This is a genomic window from Paenibacillus artemisiicola (assembly GCF_017652985.1).
In the GTDB taxonomy this organism is placed as follows: domain Bacteria; phylum Bacillota; class Bacilli; order Paenibacillales; family Paenibacillaceae; genus Paenibacillus_Z; species Paenibacillus_Z artemisiicola.
The window spans coordinates 434,563-452,231 of record NZ_JAGGDJ010000001.1; the positions used below are offsets into that span (position 1 = coordinate 434,563).

Here is a 17,669-nt window from a genome sequence, read left to right on the forward strand (position 1 = left end):
CATAATGGTTCCGTCTTGGCGCGAAGGAACCGTATCTTCACGGATGGCCCGTCGAATGACAGCGGAGCAATTCTAAGCGAGGCGTCGCGCAACACGAGGAGGAACAACCATTGACGAACGAATCGCACGTACAAGCCATTATCGCAAACATGATCGATACTTTCGCCTTTCTGAGCGGCAACAGCCCGTTGGTGCAATTCGTCCGTACCGCGGCCTGCGCCCGCATCGAGACGGATCTGCCGCTGCCGATCTTCAACCGCGTGTTCAGCTATATGCCGGAAGGGGACGCGGCCGCCGAGGTCGGCTCCATCGCGGAATCGTACCGCGCTCGCGGCATGCGGTGCAGCTGGCATACGTATTCCCATGCGCCGGACGAAGCGGTCGAGCAAGCGCTGCGAGCGAACGGCTTCGAATTCGGCGGCAGCTTGACCGGCATGGCCGCGTCGCTCGAAGGGCGGACGATTGCGGCCGAACGCGTGCCGGGACTGGGCATCTCGGCGATACGGACGGAAGAAGAGCTCGCATCGTTCAAACGGGTGTTCGTGGCGGAATACGGGCTGCCGGACGCGTTGGCTGCGGCGTTTACCGACGCGTTCGCCTTCGATCCGAAGGGCAGAGCGCGTTATTACCTGGCAAGCTTGAACGGCGAGCCGGTCGGCAGCGCCATGACGTACGGCGAAGGCGACACGGCGGGGCTGTATACGGTCGCCACGCTGAAGGCGTTCCGTTCGCGCGGGATCGGCAGCGCGGTTACGGCGTACGCCTTGCGCGACATGCAGGAATCCGGCATCAAGTTCGCGATTCTGCAGGCTAGCCCCATGGGCACGAACGTGTACCGCAGGCTGGGGTTCGACGATGCGGTGACGATTAACGTCCATGTCGGTTAAGCGGCGCCGACGAGGTCGCATGCGCGATTCGAATGCGAAATCCAATGATTTGGATGACAAGTAACAGAATCGCGATATTGTTATCCGACTTGCGGTCTGTTATAGTAATACCAACGACCGGAAGGAGGACGAGCGGATGACGAACGATCTGCCGCTTAGCAAGGAACAAATTCTCGATACGGCGGAACAGGTGCTGAAGCGCTTCGGACCGGACAAAACGTCCGTCGTTGACGTCGCGCGGGCGCTTCAAGTGAGCCATGGCACGCTGTACCGCCATTTCGCGAGCAAAGCCGCGCTGCGCGAAGCGGTGACGGAGCGCTGGCTGGACCGGATCATCGCCGAGCCGCTGGCGGCGCTCGCGGACCTTCCCGGCGACAGCGCGGCAGATCGGCTTCGGCAGTGGGTCGTCGCCCTCATCGCGGCCAAGCGGACGTACGCGGCGAACGATCCCGAGCTGTTCAAAATGTACGCGGACGTCACGCTGGAAGCCGGCGGCATGATCGAAGCCCACATCGGCCGCTTGATCGGGCAGCTGGCATCCATCATCGCGTCGGGTATCGCGTCCGGCGAGCTGAAGCCCGCCGATCCGGAGGAGACCGCCCGCGCCATCTTCATCGCCACATCGAAATTCCACCACCCGTCTCATGCGCGGGAATGGCTTGCGGAGCGCGCCGAACGAGAATTCGAGTCCGTCTGGCGCGTGCTGCTGAACGGCATCGCGCGGTAGCCTCGCCAAGCTTGCGGCCGAGGCACCGAACACATTCCCAGGTCAATAACAAGTCTGCGCGGCGTACGAAGCACGAACATCGACGCTCTCTGCGCTGTCTTCAACAACCCTTCGATCCCTGAATCGAAGGGTTGTTTGCTTTGTTTGCGTTCTCGCAAGCGGCGCGAACCGGCATCGAAAATATAATGACAAAATTGATAATCTGTCACTTGATATTTGTTTGGGGCTGATCTATAATCAAATTATCAAAGCGAGGATATGTTAATCCTTAGTCAGATCGTCGATTCGGTTTCGAATCGCAGCCGCTATCCAGCAAACGAACGAACACCTAATTCAGGGAGGAATCATTCATGAGCCGTACATTGGAAGGCAAAGTCGCATTGGTCACCGGAGCGTCGCGCGGGCTGGGAAAAGCGATCGCCGAGCTGCTCGCGGAGCACGGGGCCAAAGTAGTCGTCAATTATGCCAGCAGCCCGGGGAGGGCGGAGGAGGTCGTGTCCGCCATCAAGGCGAACGGCGGAGAAGCGCTGGCGGTTCAAGCGGACGTCGGCCGGGTGTCCGAGATCGAGCGGCTGTTCCGCGAGACGCTGGACGCTTACGGCCGCATCGATATATTGATCAATAACGCCGGCATTATGATCACGAAGCCGCTCGCGGACATTACGGAGGAAGACTACGACCGGCAGTTCGCGATCAATACGAAGGGCACGTTCTTCGCGATCCAGCAGGCGGCGAAGCACATGGGAAGCGGCGGGCGCATCATTAACTTCTCGACCTCGGTCACCGGTCAGATGTTTCCGACCTACAGCGCGTATACGGGCTCCAAAGGCGCCGTCGAGCAGTTCAGCCGCCAGCTGGCCAAGGAGCTGGGCCCGAAAGGGATCTCGATCAATACCGTAGCGCCGGGACCGATCAATACGGAGCTGTTCACGGCCGGGAAGACGCCGGAGCAAATCGCGAGCGTCGGCAGCGGCAACTCCTTCGGCCGGCTCGCGGAGACCGAGGACATCTCCAAGGTCGTGCTGTTCCTGGCCGGACCGGATTCCGGCTGGGTGACGGGCCAGACGATCCGCGTCAACGGCGGATTTATCTAATCCGACGCTACGATGCATCCCTGCGCAGCCCCTTTGCCGAAACGGCGATGGGGCTGCTCTTTTTTGTGCCCGCGGACGAAGCAGTGAAGGGCAGGCTCCTTTAGCGGCGATCCTTAAAGCGTTTTCGCTATACAGGCACTCCGGATTGCGCTATGGTAGAACCATCCTAATTAAGGAGGTTTTGATAGGAAGATGATCTGCCGCGAATGGACCGAAGAGGTGCGGAAGGGCTAACCGAACCGCGTACCGGAACGAATGCCCTTCCGAGAAAAATCAAGAGCATGGAGGGTTTGCTTGATATGAATGCAAAACAACCGTCAAACACCCGGCCGGACATCCGCAGCGCGCCGGACGTGTCGGAGCAGCGGCTTCTCCATTGTCTCCGCGACCGGTATCGGCTGAATGCGGTTTCGCTAGCGTTTCTTCCGCACGGCCATGATTTCGGAGCCGGGGTCTACCGGGCGATCGACGAACAAGGGACGGCATACTTGCTGAAGGCGTCCTCTCGTCCGTTCGATTCGAACCGCTACCTTGTTCCGGCGTATGTGCGGGGTCAAGGGATCGAAGCCGTCGTTGCCCCGATTCCCGCCGCGGACGGCGCTTTATGGACCCGGCTCGAAGCGTGGACCGTATCGGTCTATCCGTATGCGGAAGGAAGCGCAGGCTTGGCCGGCATGACGGCGAAGCACTGGAAGACGATCGGCGAAGTCATGAAACGCATCCATCGGGTACCGCCGCCGCCCGCGAACATCGCTTCGCTGCGCGAAGAACGTTTCGATCCGTCCGCGTACATACGCTGGATTCGCGAGTTCGGCGAGAACGATGCGCGCGCGGCCGCCAAGGACGATACCGGGCGCGAGCTGCTCGCGTGCTGGGCCGCCAACCGCGCCATAATCGTCGAGATGATGGCCTCGCTCGCGCGATTGGCGGAGGCGCTGCAGGGCGCGACGCTTCCGCGCGTGATCTGTCACGCCGATCTGCACGCGTCGAACGTCATCCGCGGCCAGGCGGACCGCGTGTTCGTGATCGATTGGGACGAAGCGATGCTGGCCCCGAAGGAACGGGATTTCATCTTCGTCCGCGAACCGCATGCCGCCGCGTTCCATGAAGGTTACGGCGACGGAGAGACGAACCCAGCGGCACTCGCATACTTTCTTTGGGAACGCGTCGCCCAAGACTTGATCGAGTGCGCGACGAACGCATGTCTGAAACCGGAGCTCGGCGAAGCGAGCAGGGCGGCCGCCGTTCGGGCGGCGCAAGAGATGTTCGCCGGGAGGAAAGGCGGCCACTTCGAAGCGGTCCATGCCGCGAACGAACGCCTGCCGGCCAGTCTTCGCGCTCCGCTGAAGCGGTAACCGCATTGCCCCGAAAATCAAACAACAGCCGAAAACCTCGCGTTTTCGGCTGCTGTTTTGGGTTGAAGCCTTGACGGTTCGAATCAGGCGACGAGCGGTATTCAGCCCGACTCCCGGGCTTTGGTCTCGACGCCATAGACGAGCAGCATGACCGTTCCGATCAGCAGTACCGCGGTAAATAGGCTGAAAATCGGCGCATAGCCGACATGCCCCTGCACGAGGACGCCGACGAGATACGGCGCGATCACGCTTCCGATCCGCCCGAAGCCGGCCGCGAAGCCAGCGCCCGCCCCGCGGATCGGCGCCGGGTAATTTTCGGGCGTATAGGCGTACAGCGCGCCCCATGCGCCCAGATTGAAGAAGGACAGCAGCGCCCCCGTCAGCAGCAGGGTTCCCGTGCTCTGGCTGAAGCCGAAGCCGAGCGCCATCGCGCCGGAGGCGATCAGGAAGACGGCGAGCGTCGCCTTGCGGCCCCATTTCTCCACGAGGTACGAAGCCGCGAAGTAACCGGGCAGTTGGGCGAGCGTCATGAGCAGGACGTAGCGGAAGCTCTGGATCATCGTGAAGCCTTTGTCGACCAGGACGGAAGGCAGCCAGAGAAACATGCCGTAATAGGAGAACGCGATGGCGAACCAAACCGCCCATAGCGCGATCGTTTCGCGCTTGTAGGACGTGAACAGCTCGCGGATCCGGATGCGCCGTTCCGGCTCCCGGCGATAATGAGGCGATTCCGGCACCTTGCGGCGGATCCATAGCGCGAGGACGATCGGGAGCGCGCCGACGGCGACCGCGACGCGCCAGCCGTACGGCGGAATGACGAAGTATGCGAGCACGGCGGCCAAAATCCAGCCGGCGGCCCAGAAGCTTTCCAGCAGGACGACCATCCGGCCTCGCGTTGCCGCCGGGGCGAATTCGCTGACGAGGGTGGAGGCGACCGGCAGCTCGGCCCCGAGCCCGACGCCCATCAGGAATCTCAGCGCCAGCATAATGCCGAACCCGCCCGCGAACGCGCTGCCGAAGCTGAACGCGCCGAACACGACCAGCGTCAAGAGAAACACGGGACGCCGGCCGAACCGGTCGGCAAGATAGCCGCCCAAGACCGCGCCGACGGCCATGCCGACCAAATTGAACGTGCCGAGCAGGCCTGCTTCCTGCGCCGTCAGTCCCCATTCCTTGCGGAGCGCGACAAGGATGAAGGAAAGCAGGCCGACGTCCATGGCGTCGAACATCCAGCCGAAGCCGGCTGCCCAGAACACCTTGTTGAGCTCGCGTTTGCCGCCGGGTGCGGCCGCGAATACTTGGTTCATGGCAACGCTCCTTTTTGAACTCCGTACGAGCTGCGTAATCGCGCGCAGCGCGCATCTTGCGCGTAGCGCGCGTAACGACGGTAAGATCCGTACAATGAGTGTTCCTTATCGGGCGCAACCTTATTCCGCCGCGTCCGTTCCCAGGCCATAGGGCTCCTGACGATCCTCGTCGGAGCCCTGTTCGTCATGCGCGCTTTCTTCAATCGTAGACGTAGGCATCCGCGCGAGGACCGCGAAGCAGCTCGCGAACGTCCAGCATCGGCGGACGCCCGAACATGCGCGCGTATTCCCGGCTGAACTGGGACGGACTCTCGTAGCCGACGCGGAAGGCCGCGTCGGCGGCTTGCATACCTTCCGTCAGCATTAGCCGGCGCGCTTCCTGCAAACGGACCGTCTTCTGGTACTGCAGCGGACTCATCGCCGTGACGCGCTTGAAATGCTTGTGAAACGCGGACGTGCTCAAGTTCGCGGACTTGGCGAGATCGTCGACCGCGATCGGACGGTCGAAATGCCGGTTAATCGCGTGAATCGCCTGTTGGATTCCGTGCGCATGGCTGCCGATGACGGCGAACTGATGCAGCAGGGCGCCATGCTCGCCTCGCAGCACCCGGTAGAGGATTTCCCGGAGCGCGAGCGGCGCCAAGACCGGCACGTCCTCCGGCTCGTCAAGCAGCCGCATAAGCCTTGCAACGGCTTGCAGCAATTCGGGCGACATGCGGTTGAGCGCGATCCCGCGGCTCGGCTCCGAGGACGGCAGGCGGGGTTTGTTCATTTCGGCGACGATGGCCAAGATCACGTCCGGGTCGAAGCTCAGCTTCAAGGACAAATACGGCGTCTCGGGAGAAGCTTCGACGATGCGGCCGGACATCGGCAAATCCACGGAGACGACCAGATAGGCCGAGGGATCGTATCTGTAGGTTTCGCCCGCCAGCACCGCCGTCTTCGCCCCTTGGGCCACGATGCAGACGGAGGGCCGGTGAACCGATTCCATCGGTTCCGTGACTTCCGTGGCATGCATCAGCGTAAGCGAGGGTATGGCCGTCTCGTACCTGCCGTTCGACGGCGCGTGGCGGCGGACCAACAGCGCGAGCTGCCGCAAGGCTTGTTCCATGGGAAGCGATTCGTTCATGTTCGGAGCTCCTTTTCGTTCGTAGGCTTGTAGATGCATCATAACCTGCCGAAAGAGAATCGGGCAAGAATCGGAGAGGGATGATCTAACGGCGGCAGCCCGCGCTCCGCTATGATGAATAGGCAAGGTCGACCGCGCACGGCGCGCCGATCGGCCGATTCTAACGATACAGGGGAGTGGGAGAGGCATGACATTAAAGAACAAAGTCGCGATCGTAACGGGAGCTTCGAAGGGAATCGGGCGGCAGACGGCCATTCAGCTGGCGCGGCTCGGCGCGAAGGTGGTCGTCAATTACGCCTCCAGCCATGCAAATGCGGATGAAGTCGTGGAGACGATCGGGCAATTCGGCGGGGAGGCGGCGGCCATTCGGGCCGACGTGAGCAGCGTCGCGGACGTCGAAGCGATGTTCGGGGAGACGATGGCGCGCTTCGGACGGCTCGACATTCTGGTCAACAACGCCGGCATGATGGAGCCCGCGCCGATCGCCGACATGTCGGAAGCGCTGTTCGAGCGGCATTTCGCGGTGAACGTGAAAGGGACGTACTTCACGTGTCAGCAGGCGATGGCGCATATGGCGACAGGCGGGACGATCATTAACTTCTCGACCTCCGTTTCGGGCGCGATGCTGCCCGCCTACAGCGTTTATGCCGCGACGAAAGGAGCGGTCGAGCAGCTGACCCGGCAGCTGGCCAAGGAATTCGGTCCCCGCGGCATCGTGATCAACAGTATCGCGCCGGGTCAAGTCGCGACGGAATTGTTCCTGAACGGCAAGTCGCAGGAGCTGGTCGATTCGTACCGCCGCATGAACGCGTTCGGGCGCCTGGGCGAACCGGAGGATATCGCGAACGCGGTGGAATTGCTCGTCAGCGACCGAGCCCGCTGGATCACGGGGCAGACGATACGCGTCAACGGCGGATTCAATTGAGCGCATCCGGCCCAAAGCCCGTCCCCCGGCGGCAAGGCCGATAAGGTAACGACGCCTAAAAATGGGCCTTCCCTTAAGCATAGCAAAATGTGGCAAACAAATCGAAAGAGCCTGCGCCCCGCAGGCTCTTTGATCTTGTGCGCCCGGCTTCGCCGCGGACATTCGGGCGAAACCGCGCCGCGGCTAGCGGTGGTCATACCTCCGCTCGATCACGAAATGGGACATATCGGCCCGGAAAAAGCTTTCGCTGTATTCGATCGGCGTGTTGTCCTGCAGGTAGGAGACGGTGCGAATGTGGAAGCAAGGAGCGCCCGGTTCGATCCGGAGCAGCTCCGCGACCGCTTCGTCCGCGATGACCGGCTTCAGCGTATCCAGGGAGCGGTCGATCGGACGCCCGTACTTCTCCTTGAGCAGCTTGAACAGCGAGCCGATTTCCTGCTCGTTCGACAGTCCCGGCGCCAAGGACCATGGCAGATAGATGGTCTCGTAAGCAACCGGCTGGTCGTCGGCGAGGCGGAGCCGGACCAGCTTCGTGACGGGCGATTGCTCCGGAATGTCCAGCTGCGGTTGAAACGGGGGTTCGGCCGGCACGACGGACGACGCCAGGATCCGGGTCTCGGAACGGCGGCCGAGCTCTTCCATCAGCTCGGAGAAATTGACGATCGGCGCGAGCATATGATGGACGATTTCGGATTTGGCGTCGGCGATGAACGTCCCCCGGCCTTGAATCTTGTTGATGCGGCCTTCCAGCTCGAGCTGCTGAAGCGCCTGGCGGATCGTCGTGCGGCTCACGTTGTAGAGCTTGCACAGTTCGTCCTCCGTCGGCAATTGGTCGCCCGGCCGGTATTCGCCGGATTTGATGGCACCGAGCAGATGCTGCTTCACGACGGCGTATTTGCTTGTGGACATAGCGGAAACTCCTCGTTCAACATGGGATCCATCCATACAACTGCGCATGGATACGCATTCATCATAACATATCCGCCGAATCGCCGAAAGGAAAGAAGTGGGCATTTGACGCAAGGCAGTCGTAAAGGAAGTGTCTATTGCGAAATTGCGCGTTCTCCCTGAAAGTATCGCATCGCTTCGGCCGCAAAAGCGTAAAATTTGAAAAATATGGGTTGACGATTTGTAATGATGAATTTATAATCAGCCTTACCTATAATAACAATGCTAGAGACGGAGGCGTCGTCCCATGAGAAAAGACCGGTTGAAAGTAGCGGTAATCGGCGGAGGTTCGTCGTACACCCCCGAGTTGATCGAAGGCTTCATCAACCATTATGGCAGCTTTCCCGTGCGCGAGCTTTATTTGGTCGACATCGAAGAAGGGCGGCGCAAGCTGGAAACGGTAGGCAGGCTGGCCGAACGGATGATCGCGCAGGCAGGCGTGCCGATTCGCGTCCATACGACGCTCGACCGCCGGGAAGCGATCGCCGGCGCGGACTTCGTCACGACGCAGATGCGCGTCGGCATGCTGGAGGCGCGTTCCCGGGACGAGAAGATCCCGCTCCGGTACGGGCTCATCGGCCAGGAGACGACGGGCGCGGGCGGCTTCGCCAAGGCGCTCCGGACGATTCCGGTCATCCTGGACATCGCGCGCGAGATGGAAGAGCTGGCCCCGCACGCGTACATGATCAACTTCACGAACCCGGCCGGCGTCGTGACGGAAGCCGTGCTCAAGTATTCGGGCATCCGCACGGTCGGCTTGTGCAACCTCCCGATCGGCACGAAGATGCAAATCGCGAAGCTGTGCGGCGCGGACGTATCCGACGTAAGCATCGAGATGGCCGGCATCAACCATCTGAATTGGACGACACGCATCGTCGTCGGAGGCGCCGACATCACGGCCGCCGTGCTGAACAAGGCCGCGGGCGCAAGCGGGTTGACGATGAAGAACGTTCCCGATTTCGGATGGGACGCGGAATTTCTGCGCGCCATGGGGGCGCTGCCGTGCAGCTATCATCGTTATTATTACATGAAGGACCTCGTGTTCGAGGAGATGAACAAGACGTTCCAGGAGAAGGGCACGACGCGGGCCGACGACGTCAAGCGGGTGGAGAACGAGCTGTTCGAGCTGTACGAGGACCCGGGCCTGGCGGTCAAGCCGCCGCAGCTGCAGCAGCGGGGCGGGGCTTACTATTCCGAAGCGGCCGTCAACCTGATGACGTCGATCTACAACGACAAGCGCGACCTTCAAATCGTGAACGTGCGCAACGACGGCATATTGCCGTTCCTGCCGGCGGACGCGTCGGTGGAAGTCAACTGCGTCATCGATTCGCAGGGCGCGCATCCGGTCCGCATCGAGGCGCCGATCCCGCCTCAGATCCGAGGGCTGCTGCAGCTCGTGAAAGCCTTCGAAGAGCTGACCGTGAAAGCCGCGGCGGAAGGCGACTATGCCGTGGGCCTGCAGGCGTTGACCCTGCACCCGCTGGTTGGCAGCGCGAAGCTGGCCAAGCAAGTATTCGACGAGATTCTCGCTGCCAATGCGCCGTATCTCCCGCAATTTCAAGGGCATGGCCTCGGAGCGAAGGCTTAGAACAGGGCGGAGCTCCGTTCGTCCGCCATCCGAAGGACGGCGGCGAGAACCGCATCGGACCCGCGCGTCTCCTTGAGCGGCGCGAGGGTCCGACGTGGGCCGATAGCAGCCTGCAATAAGTTCGAACCTAAGTTGGGAGAGCTCGTAACATCCATAATTGCAATCGCTTACATAATAATCAATTTCGTTATTTACACAAAAGGTAGTAACCTTTATAATGAGTCATAACATGTTAGATAAACAAACATAGACTTGACGCAGGAAAGGAGGGGTGCGTTACAGTCAGCGGGCAAGCGGCCACATAGCCGTCGGACAAGCTGCGGGAGAGCGGCCAGACACTGGGCAAGCCGAGGGACAAGCCGGCAGCCGGGCAAACGGCCGGGCAGGCCGCCGGACAAGCCGTCACGCAGCCGCCGGGCAAGCCGCCTCGCACCGCCGCGGGCGCGATTGCCGCATGCCGGCATCGATGCGAGCGCGTTTGCCGCTTGTTCGCATCGCTACGATAATCCGCACGCAGCATCTTCTTACACCCGGTTCAGTCGAACGCCGCATGGTTTTGGAGTCAGCCACCATTAACGATGCAAGGGGATGAAACCCGATATGGCAGGCCTACGCCTTGGAAAGAAGACGGAATTGCGCGAAACGAAGTATTTGTATCTGTTCCTGTCGCCTTGGATCCTCGGACTTCTGTTGTTCACGGGCGGCCCGATCCTCGTATCCGGCTACTACAGCTTCACCCGCTACGACATCGCCCACGAACCCGTATTCATCGGCTTTCAAAACTACATAAACCTGTTTCAAAACGATCTGTTCTGGAAATCGTCCGGCGTCACCTTATATTACACGCTGGTCGGCGTTCCGGTCGGTCTCGCGGCCTCGCTGTTCCTGGCCATCCTCCTCAACGTCCGCATCCCGGGACAGCGCGTATTCAGCACCATCTTCTACTTGCCCTCGGTCGTCTCCGGCGTCGTGCTGTCCCTGCTGTGGGTCTGGCTGCTGGATCCCGACTTTGGCGTCGTGAACGTCCTCTATTACAAAATCACCGGCAACACCGGTCCCCAATGGCTGTCCGACGAGCATTGGGTCATTCCTTCCCTCATCATGATGTCGCTCTGGACGCTCGGCAACAACGTCGTCATCTACCTCGCCGGCTTGAAGAGCGTTCCGCCCAACCTGTACGAAGCCGCCCAGATCGACGGCGCTTCGCGCTTCCGCCAACTGGTGAACATCACCATTCCCATGATTTCGCCCGTCACGCTGTTCCTGCTCATCACCGGCATCATCGGTTCGTTCCAGGTGTTCGTCCAAGCGGACGTCATGACCAAGGGCGGTCCCAATTACGCGTCCTACTTCTACGTCTATTACCTTTACCAGCAAGCGTTCCGCTCGTTCAACCTCGGCTATGCGTCCGCGATGGCCTGGGTGCTGTTCGTCTTCGTCGGCCTGCTAACCTGGCTGATGATGAAGGTGTCCAAACGGTGGGTCCACTACGAAGGGGGCGGGGATTGAGATGACGACTCGCAAAATCGCCGCGGGACGCTCCGCGTCCGCGGGAGAACGAACGGTCAAGGCGCTGGCGTTCGGTACCCTGATCATCCTGGCGGCGCTGATGATCCTGCCGCTGTACATCATGGTCAGCACCGCGCTCAAGACGCAGCAGGACGTGTTCCTGTTCCCGCCCGAATGGGTGCCGAGCCCCGCCGTGTGGCATAACTTCATCGACGCGATGAAGGCGAGGTCGTTCGGGCGGTATTTCTACAACACGTCGATGTATGCCGTCGTCGGCACGTTCGGCGAAGTGTTCTCCTCGGCGTTCGTCGCCTACGGCTTCTCGCGGTACCGCGGCTATGGCCGGGGCGCCATGTTCCTGATCCTGCTCGCCACCATGATGATTCCGTACCCCGTCACGATGATTCCGCAATTCGTCCTGTTCAAGAACCTGGGCTGGATCGACTCCTACCTGCCGCTGAACGTGCCGTCCTTCCTCGGTTCGGCGTACATCATTTTCCTGCTGCGGCAGTTCTTCAGCTCGGTGCCCGTCGATCTGTTCGAAGCCGCGCGACTGGACGGCTGCAGCGAGCTCCGGACGTTCTGGAATATCGCGCTGCCGCTCTGCAGTCCCGCGCTGGCGAGCGCGGCCATCTTCGGCTTCATGTATCGGTGGAACGATTACTTGGGCCCGCTGATCTATCTGAATAAGGATTCCAAGTTCACGGTGTCGATCGCCTTGTCGTCCTTCACGAGCATGTTCAACATCGTGCCTTGGCATCTGCTCATGGCCGCCGGCATCGTGGCGATTTTGCCGCCGACGATCATCTTCTTCCTGGCGCAAAAGTATTTCGTCCAAGGGATCGTCGTGTCCGGTTTGAAATAGCCGGCCTCGGAACGGAAGGGAGGGGATGCCGGCCGGGTAGACGCCGCATCGCTGCCAAGTCGGGAATGGTTCGATAACGATGATGATACGTATAGGAGGGTTATAGATGGCGAAGAAGTGGATCGGCATCGCGAACGTCGCGTGCCTCGGAGCGGTATTGGCGCTCAGCGGATGCAGCTCGGACACGGGCAACGGGGGGAATGCGGGCACGAACGGCAATACGGGGGCGAACGCGAACGGCGCGGCGAACGAGCCGGCCGGAAGCGGTTCGAACGGCGGCGGGAAGAAGGTCACGATTACGCTGCTGAACGCGCAGGACAACGGAATCCGGGACAAATTCCTGCCGGACGTCGTGAAGAAGAAATTCGAGGCCGCCAATCCGGACATCACGCTCGAAATCGTCAGCGTGCCTTACGATCAGTTTGACTCCAAGATGAACACGATGGTCGCGGGCGGCACGCCGCCGGACGTCTGGAGCCACTGGGGCCAGAGCGGCTTCGTCGATTACAACGTCCGCGACATGGTTTTGGATCTGACGCCGTACATGGCCGACTTCAACAACCCCAACATCCCGCAGTCCACGCTCGACATCTACAAAATCGACGGTCAGCAGAAGGGCATTCCGTTGAATATTTACTCCAGCATGATCTTCTATAACAAGGAGCTCTTCGATAAAGCCGGCGTGACGGTGCCGAACTACAAGCCGGGCGATTCGGCGTGGACGTGGGACAAGCTGGTCGAGCTCGCGAAATCGGTCAGCAAGGACTACGGCAAGCCAAGCGCCGTGTACGGGTTCACGTACGGCATGGGCGAGCATCTGCTCACGTATAGCTGGGACTGGGGCCTCGACGTCTTCGCGCCGGCCTACGCCTCGGGCTTCCTGGACAAGGCGGACTTGACCGATCCGAAGATCGCGGTAGCGACGCAATTCTTCCAAGATATGATCTTCAAGGATAAAATCATGCCGACGAAGGCCGTCGAGGAGTCCATCGGCAAAATCGGCGATCCGCTCCTGACGGGCAAGGTCGCGATGTCGCTCGTCGGCAGCTGGGCGATGGGCGGCTTCAAGGAAACGAACATGAAGTTCGGCGTGCTGCCGCTGCCGACCGGTCCTGCGGGCACGTCGACGCCGTTCATCTACGCCGACCCGCTCATGATCTCTTCCAAATCGAAGAATCCGGACGCCGCCTGGAAGCTCGTGAAGTTCATGACCAGCCCGGAGATGCAGATGGAGATGACGAAGACGACCGGCTATCCGCCGTCCGACACCGTCGCGTACGCGGAATGGTTCAAGCAGTACGAGGGGCTGACGGACACCGCCTACCTCGAAGAGGTCAACACGGCCGCGATCGAGAAGGGCAAGGAATCGCCGAACCATCTCATCGCCGGCTACGGCGACATCACCTCGTTCATGCTGAACGAGCAGCAAGCGATCTTCAACAAGGAACAGGACCCGGCGGCCGTCCTGAAGGACATGAATCCCAAGTTCCAGCAGCTGCTCGACGATATCAAGCAAAAAGCGGGCAAGTAACGCCGTCCGCGCGCATAGATAAGCGGTAACGGCATGGATCGGCGGCCGGAACGCGAAGCGCCCGGGACCTATCGGGCATCGCGGTTTCCGGTCGCCGCCAATCAACGCGTACCAGCCAGAGAGGAGCGTGGACAACGCATGAAGCTGTCCATCGGAGGATTTTCGTTCTTTCATGAGAAGCAGGCCGGCAAGATGGATATATTCGGCTATCTCGAATCGGTCAAATACCGGTATCGACTGGACGCCGTCGACTTGTGGAACGGCTTCTTCGCGAGCGGCAACGAAGACGGGCTCGTGCTGCTGCCGGAAGAAGCGGTCATCCGCAAGATTCGGGAGGCGATCGACGAGCGGGGGCTGACGGTCGCGAACATCGCGCTCGACGGCGTCCATCTCGTCGATCCGGACCCGGCCAAGCGCGAGCGGCTGTACCGGAACGCGCTGCTCCATCTGCGCGCCTCCGAGCTGCTCGGCGCCCGGACGGTCCGCATCGACATTTGCACGCAAGGGACGGAAGAGATCGGCGAGGCCGACTTCGACTATATCGTCAAGCGCTATCAGGAATATTGCGACCGCGGCGCGGAACACGGCTATACGGTCGGCCCCGAGAACCATATGGGCGCGGCGCTCGATCCGCATCTGCTCAAGCGGATCGCCGAGGCGGTGGATCGCCCGAACTTCGGCATCCTGCTGCATCTGAAGCGCTGGAGACCCGAGCATGCGGACGGCGACGCGATCGTGGCGCCTTGGGTCGTGCATACGCACGTCGACCTGAGAACGCTGACGTCAGGCGAAGCCGAAGCCTCGGTCCGGGCGCTGGAGCAAGCGGGCTACGGCGGCTACTGGGCCGTCGAGCATAACGCCAAGACGCATGCGTACGAAGAAATCGACTGGATGCTGGCATCCGTCAGAAGAGTGTTCAATCGCATGGGCGAATCCTGAGGAGGAACGACTATGGAACCGGTCAGAATCGGAATCATCGGCGTCGGCCAGATCGGGAAGCATCATCTCGAGCAGTACGCCTCCATCGGCGGCATCGAGATCGCGGCCGTCTGCGACGTCAACGAGCCGGAGGCCCGCCGCGTGGCGGAGCGCTACGGCATCGGAAGCGTCTATACCGACTATCGGGAGATGCTCCGCCGCGACGACCTGGTCGCGGTGGACGTCTGCCTGCACAATAACTTCCACGCGCCGGCGACGATCGCCGCGCTGGAGGCGGGCAAGCACGTCTATTGCGAGAAGCCGATCGCAGGCACGTACCGGGACGGGCAAGCAATGGTCAAGGCGGCGAACGACTGCGGCAAAATGCTGCATATTCAGCTCGGGACGCTGTACCGCGGCGAGACGAAAGCCGCCAAGACGCTGATCGACGAAGGCAAGCTCGGGCGGCTCTATCACGCCCGGTCGACCGGCTTCCGGCGGCGCGGGCGTCCGTTCGTCGACGGCTACGGCACGCCGTTCTTCACCCGGAAGGACGCCGCGAGCGGCGGGGCGCTGCTCGACATGGGCGTCTATCATATCGCGCAGATGCTGTATCTGCTGGGCATGCCCGAGGCGACGCGCATCTCGGGCCGCGTCTATCAGGAGATGGACATGGATGCCAAGCGAAGAGCGGAGAGCGGCTTCGACGTCGAGGAGTCGGCCATGGGCTTCGTGCGGTTCGCGGGCGGCGCCACGCTCGACATCATCGAAGCGTGGTCGCTCCATCTGGACGGGCTCGAAGGCGGCAGCCTCGTCGGCTCGCGCGGCGGCATCCGGCTGCCGGCGTATTCCGACGTGCGCGCCACGACGGGCTTCGGCTATTACACGACGGTCGGGGACATGGACGTCGACGGCACGATCGACCTGAACGCCATGAGCGAGCGCCGGCGCCGCCTTTACCCGGACGAGGACGCGTACGAATCGTCCGCCAAGCATTGGGCGGCCGCGCTGCAGGGCAGGGTCGGGCTGCTGCCGACCGCCGAGCTCGCGCTGCAAACGATGCTCATCAGCGAAGGCATCTACCTGTCCGCGCAGCTGGACCGGGAAGTGACCGCCGAGGAAGTGGCGGCGCATTCGCCGGCCGTCATCCGGGAGGCGAACTGAACGATGAACTTCGAACCGCTGTATAATCCTTATCCGTCGCGGCGCATGACGACCTACGGGCGCAAGGGCATGGTGGCGACCGCGCAGCCGCTTGCCGCCCAGGCCGGACTCGACATCCTTAAGCGGGGCGGCAACGCCGTCGATGCCGCGATCGCGGCGGCGGCATGCCTGACCGTCGTCGAGCCGAATTCGAACAGCATCGGCGGCGACACGTTCGCGATCGTCTGGGCGGAGGGCAAGCTTCACGGCCTGAACGCGAGCGGCCCGGCGCCCGCCGCGATCTCGCTCGGGGCGGTCCGGGCGGCCGGTCACGAGCGGATGCCGGGTTACGGCCTGCTCCCGGTGACCGTTCCTGGCACGCCGGCCGCCTGGGCCGCGCTGGCCGAACGGTTCGGCCGGCTGCCGCTGACCGAGACGCTTCGCCCGGCGATCGACTACGCGGAGCACGGCTACCCGGTATCGCCGACGATCGCGCGTTATTGGGCCGACGGCTTCCGGAACATCGGCGAGCTGGGGGACGAGCTCTACGCGCCGTGGTTCGCGACGTTCGCGCCGGACGGCAGGGCGCCGGCCGCCGGCGAGCTGTGGCGCTCCGAAGGCCACGCCCGGACGCTTCGCTCGATCGCCGAGACGAACGCGGAATCCTTCTACCGGGGCGAGCTGGCGGACCGGATCGACCGGCATTTCCGGGAGAAGGGCGGCTATCTGAGGAAGGAAGACTTGGCGGCGTATCGCCCCGAGTGGGTCGAACCGATCCACGTGAAGTATAAGGGCTACGAGGCATGGGAGCTCCCGCCGAACGGCCAAGGGCTCGTCGCGCTGATCGCGCTGAACATTCTGAAGGGCTTCGATCACGCCGCGAAGGATTTGGCCGACACGTACCACAAGCAAATCGAAGCGGTCAAGCTCGCGTTCGCAGACGGTCTGGCGTACATCACCGACCCGCGTCACATGGACGTCTCCGTGGACGCGCTGCTGTCGGACGCGTATGCCGACGAACGGCGGGCGTTGATCGGGGAGCGCGCGCTCGTCCCGGCGCCGGGCGAACCGCCGACGGGCGGCACGGTGTATTTGGCCGCGGCCGACGGCGAGGGAAACATGGTCTCGTTCATTCAGAGTCACGCGGGCGATTTCGGTTCCGCCGTCGTCGTGCCCGGCACCGGCATCTGCCTGCAGAACCGCGGCTCCGGCTTCTCCCTGGACCCCGACCACCGGAACGCGCTTGCGCCGGGGAAGAAGACGTTCCACACCATCATTCCCGGCTTCCTGACGAAGAACGGGGTTCCCGTCGGTCCGTTCGGGGTCATGTGCGGATCCATTCAGCCGCAGGCTCACGTGCAGCTGCTGCTGAATACGATCGATTTCGGGCTCAATCCGCAGGCCGCGCTGGACGCGCCGAGATGGCGGTGGGTCCGGGATACGGTCATCGAGGTGGAGCCGGGCTTCCCGGATCATATCGCCCAGGCGCTGGCCAGGAAGGGCCATACCGTGCAGCGGGCGCTGGACGTCGGGATGTACGGCCGCGGCCAGATCATCTGGCGCGACCCCGCGAGCGGCGTGCTGGCCGGCGGCACGGAGCCGCGGGCGGACGGCGAGGTCGCGGCTTGGTGACGCCGCGGCGCGCCGGGCCGCATCTGCGGAGATCGACAGCCGTCACGCGCCATCACGCGCCGTTGTCCCTCGAGGGGGGGCCGCGCAATCGTCGCATCGGCCCCCCGCCCG

The 17,669-nt window shown here is 62.3% G+C and carries 15 protein-coding genes; 12 read left to right on the plus strand and 3 right to left on the minus strand.

Going from position 1 to position 17,669, the window contains the following annotated elements; translation table 11 throughout:
* Window positions 1–110 precede the first annotated feature (110 nt).
* The 4 genes from I8J29_RS01915 (at window position 111) to I8J29_RS01930 (ending at window position 4,063) form a co-directional block, all read left to right on the plus strand.
* Window positions 111–887 (plus strand): GNAT family N-acetyltransferase, encoded by a 777-nt coding sequence (locus I8J29_RS01915; protein WP_208845888.1) that lies wholly within the window; start codon window positions 111–113, stop codon window positions 885–887.
* A gap of 136 nt (window positions 888–1,023) precedes the next feature.
* The gene (locus I8J29_RS01920; RefSeq protein WP_208845889.1) at window positions 1,024–1,614 is read left to right on the plus strand and encodes a TetR/AcrR family transcriptional regulator; all 591 of its coding nucleotides are present in this window, start codon (window positions 1,024–1,026) and stop codon (window positions 1,612–1,614) included.
* 350 nt (window positions 1,615–1,964) lie between these two features.
* Window positions 1,965–2,708 (plus strand): SDR family oxidoreductase, encoded by a 744-nt coding sequence (locus I8J29_RS01925; protein WP_208845890.1) that lies wholly within the window; start codon window positions 1,965–1,967, stop codon window positions 2,706–2,708.
* Window positions 2,709–3,007: 299 nt separating this feature from the next.
* Window positions 3,008–4,063 carry an aminoglycoside phosphotransferase family protein gene (locus I8J29_RS01930; RefSeq protein WP_208845891.1) on the plus strand — a complete coding sequence of 352 codons (1,056 nt, stop codon included), beginning with the start codon at window positions 3,008–3,010 and terminating at the stop codon, window positions 4,061–4,063.
* A gap of 101 nt (window positions 4,064–4,164) precedes the next feature.
* Here the strand turns inward: I8J29_RS01930 and I8J29_RS01935 are convergent, their stop codons facing one another.
* Entirely contained in the window at window positions 4,165–5,370 is a 1,206-nt protein-coding gene (locus tag I8J29_RS01935; protein WP_208845892.1) for an MFS transporter, read from the minus strand.
* Window positions 5,371–5,569: 199 nt separating this feature from the next.
* Entirely contained in the window at window positions 5,570–6,499 is a 930-nt protein-coding gene (locus I8J29_RS01940) for an AraC family transcriptional regulator (protein WP_208845893.1), read from the minus strand.
* 187 nt (window positions 6,500–6,686) lie between these two features.
* Between I8J29_RS01940 and I8J29_RS01945 the strand changes: the two genes are divergently transcribed.
* Entirely contained in the window at window positions 6,687–7,424 is a 738-nt protein-coding gene (locus I8J29_RS01945) for an SDR family oxidoreductase (RefSeq protein ID WP_208845894.1), read from the plus strand.
* Between the two features lie 183 nt (window positions 7,425–7,607).
* On the opposite strand, the gene I8J29_RS01950 is transcribed toward I8J29_RS01945, so the two are convergent.
* Window positions 7,608–8,333: a GntR family transcriptional regulator gene (locus I8J29_RS01950; RefSeq protein ID WP_208845895.1), complete on the minus strand. Its 726-nt coding sequence runs from the start codon at window positions 8,331–8,333 to the stop codon at window positions 7,608–7,610.
* Window positions 8,334–8,619: 286 nt separating this feature from the next.
* On the opposite strand from I8J29_RS01950, the gene I8J29_RS01955 reads away from it, so the two are divergent.
* From I8J29_RS01955 to I8J29_RS01985, 7 genes are all read left to right on the plus strand, one after another.
* On the plus strand, window positions 8,620–9,960 hold the full coding sequence (locus I8J29_RS01955; protein WP_208845896.1) for a 6-phospho-beta-glucosidase: 1,341 nt from the start codon (window positions 8,620–8,622) through the stop codon (window positions 9,958–9,960).
* Between the two features lie 600 nt (window positions 9,961–10,560).
* Window positions 10,561–11,469 carry a carbohydrate ABC transporter permease gene (locus I8J29_RS01960; protein ID WP_090636745.1) on the plus strand — a complete coding sequence of 303 codons (909 nt, stop codon included), beginning with the start codon at window positions 10,561–10,563 and terminating at the stop codon, window positions 11,467–11,469.
* A 1-nt stretch (window position 11,470) separates the two neighbouring features.
* A complete protein-coding gene (locus I8J29_RS01965; RefSeq protein WP_208845897.1) occupies window positions 11,471–12,334 on the plus strand; it encodes a carbohydrate ABC transporter permease in 864 nt (287 codons plus the stop codon).
* A gap of 106 nt (window positions 12,335–12,440) precedes the next feature.
* A complete protein-coding gene (locus tag I8J29_RS01970; protein WP_208845898.1) occupies window positions 12,441–13,865 on the plus strand; it encodes an ABC transporter substrate-binding protein in 1,425 nt (474 codons plus the stop codon).
* Window positions 13,866–14,003: 138 nt separating this feature from the next.
* Window positions 14,004–14,804 (plus strand): sugar phosphate isomerase/epimerase family protein, encoded by an 801-nt coding sequence (locus I8J29_RS01975; RefSeq protein ID WP_208845899.1) that lies wholly within the window; start codon window positions 14,004–14,006, stop codon window positions 14,802–14,804.
* A 12-nt stretch (window positions 14,805–14,816) separates the two neighbouring features.
* Window positions 14,817–15,947 (plus strand): Gfo/Idh/MocA family protein, encoded by a 1,131-nt coding sequence (locus tag I8J29_RS01980; protein ID WP_208845900.1) that lies wholly within the window; start codon window positions 14,817–14,819, stop codon window positions 15,945–15,947.
* Window positions 15,948–15,950: 3 nt separating this feature from the next.
* Entirely contained in the window at window positions 15,951–17,558 is a 1,608-nt protein-coding gene (locus I8J29_RS01985) for a gamma-glutamyltransferase family protein (RefSeq protein WP_208845901.1), read from the plus strand.
* Window positions 17,559–17,669: the final 111 nt, after the last annotated feature.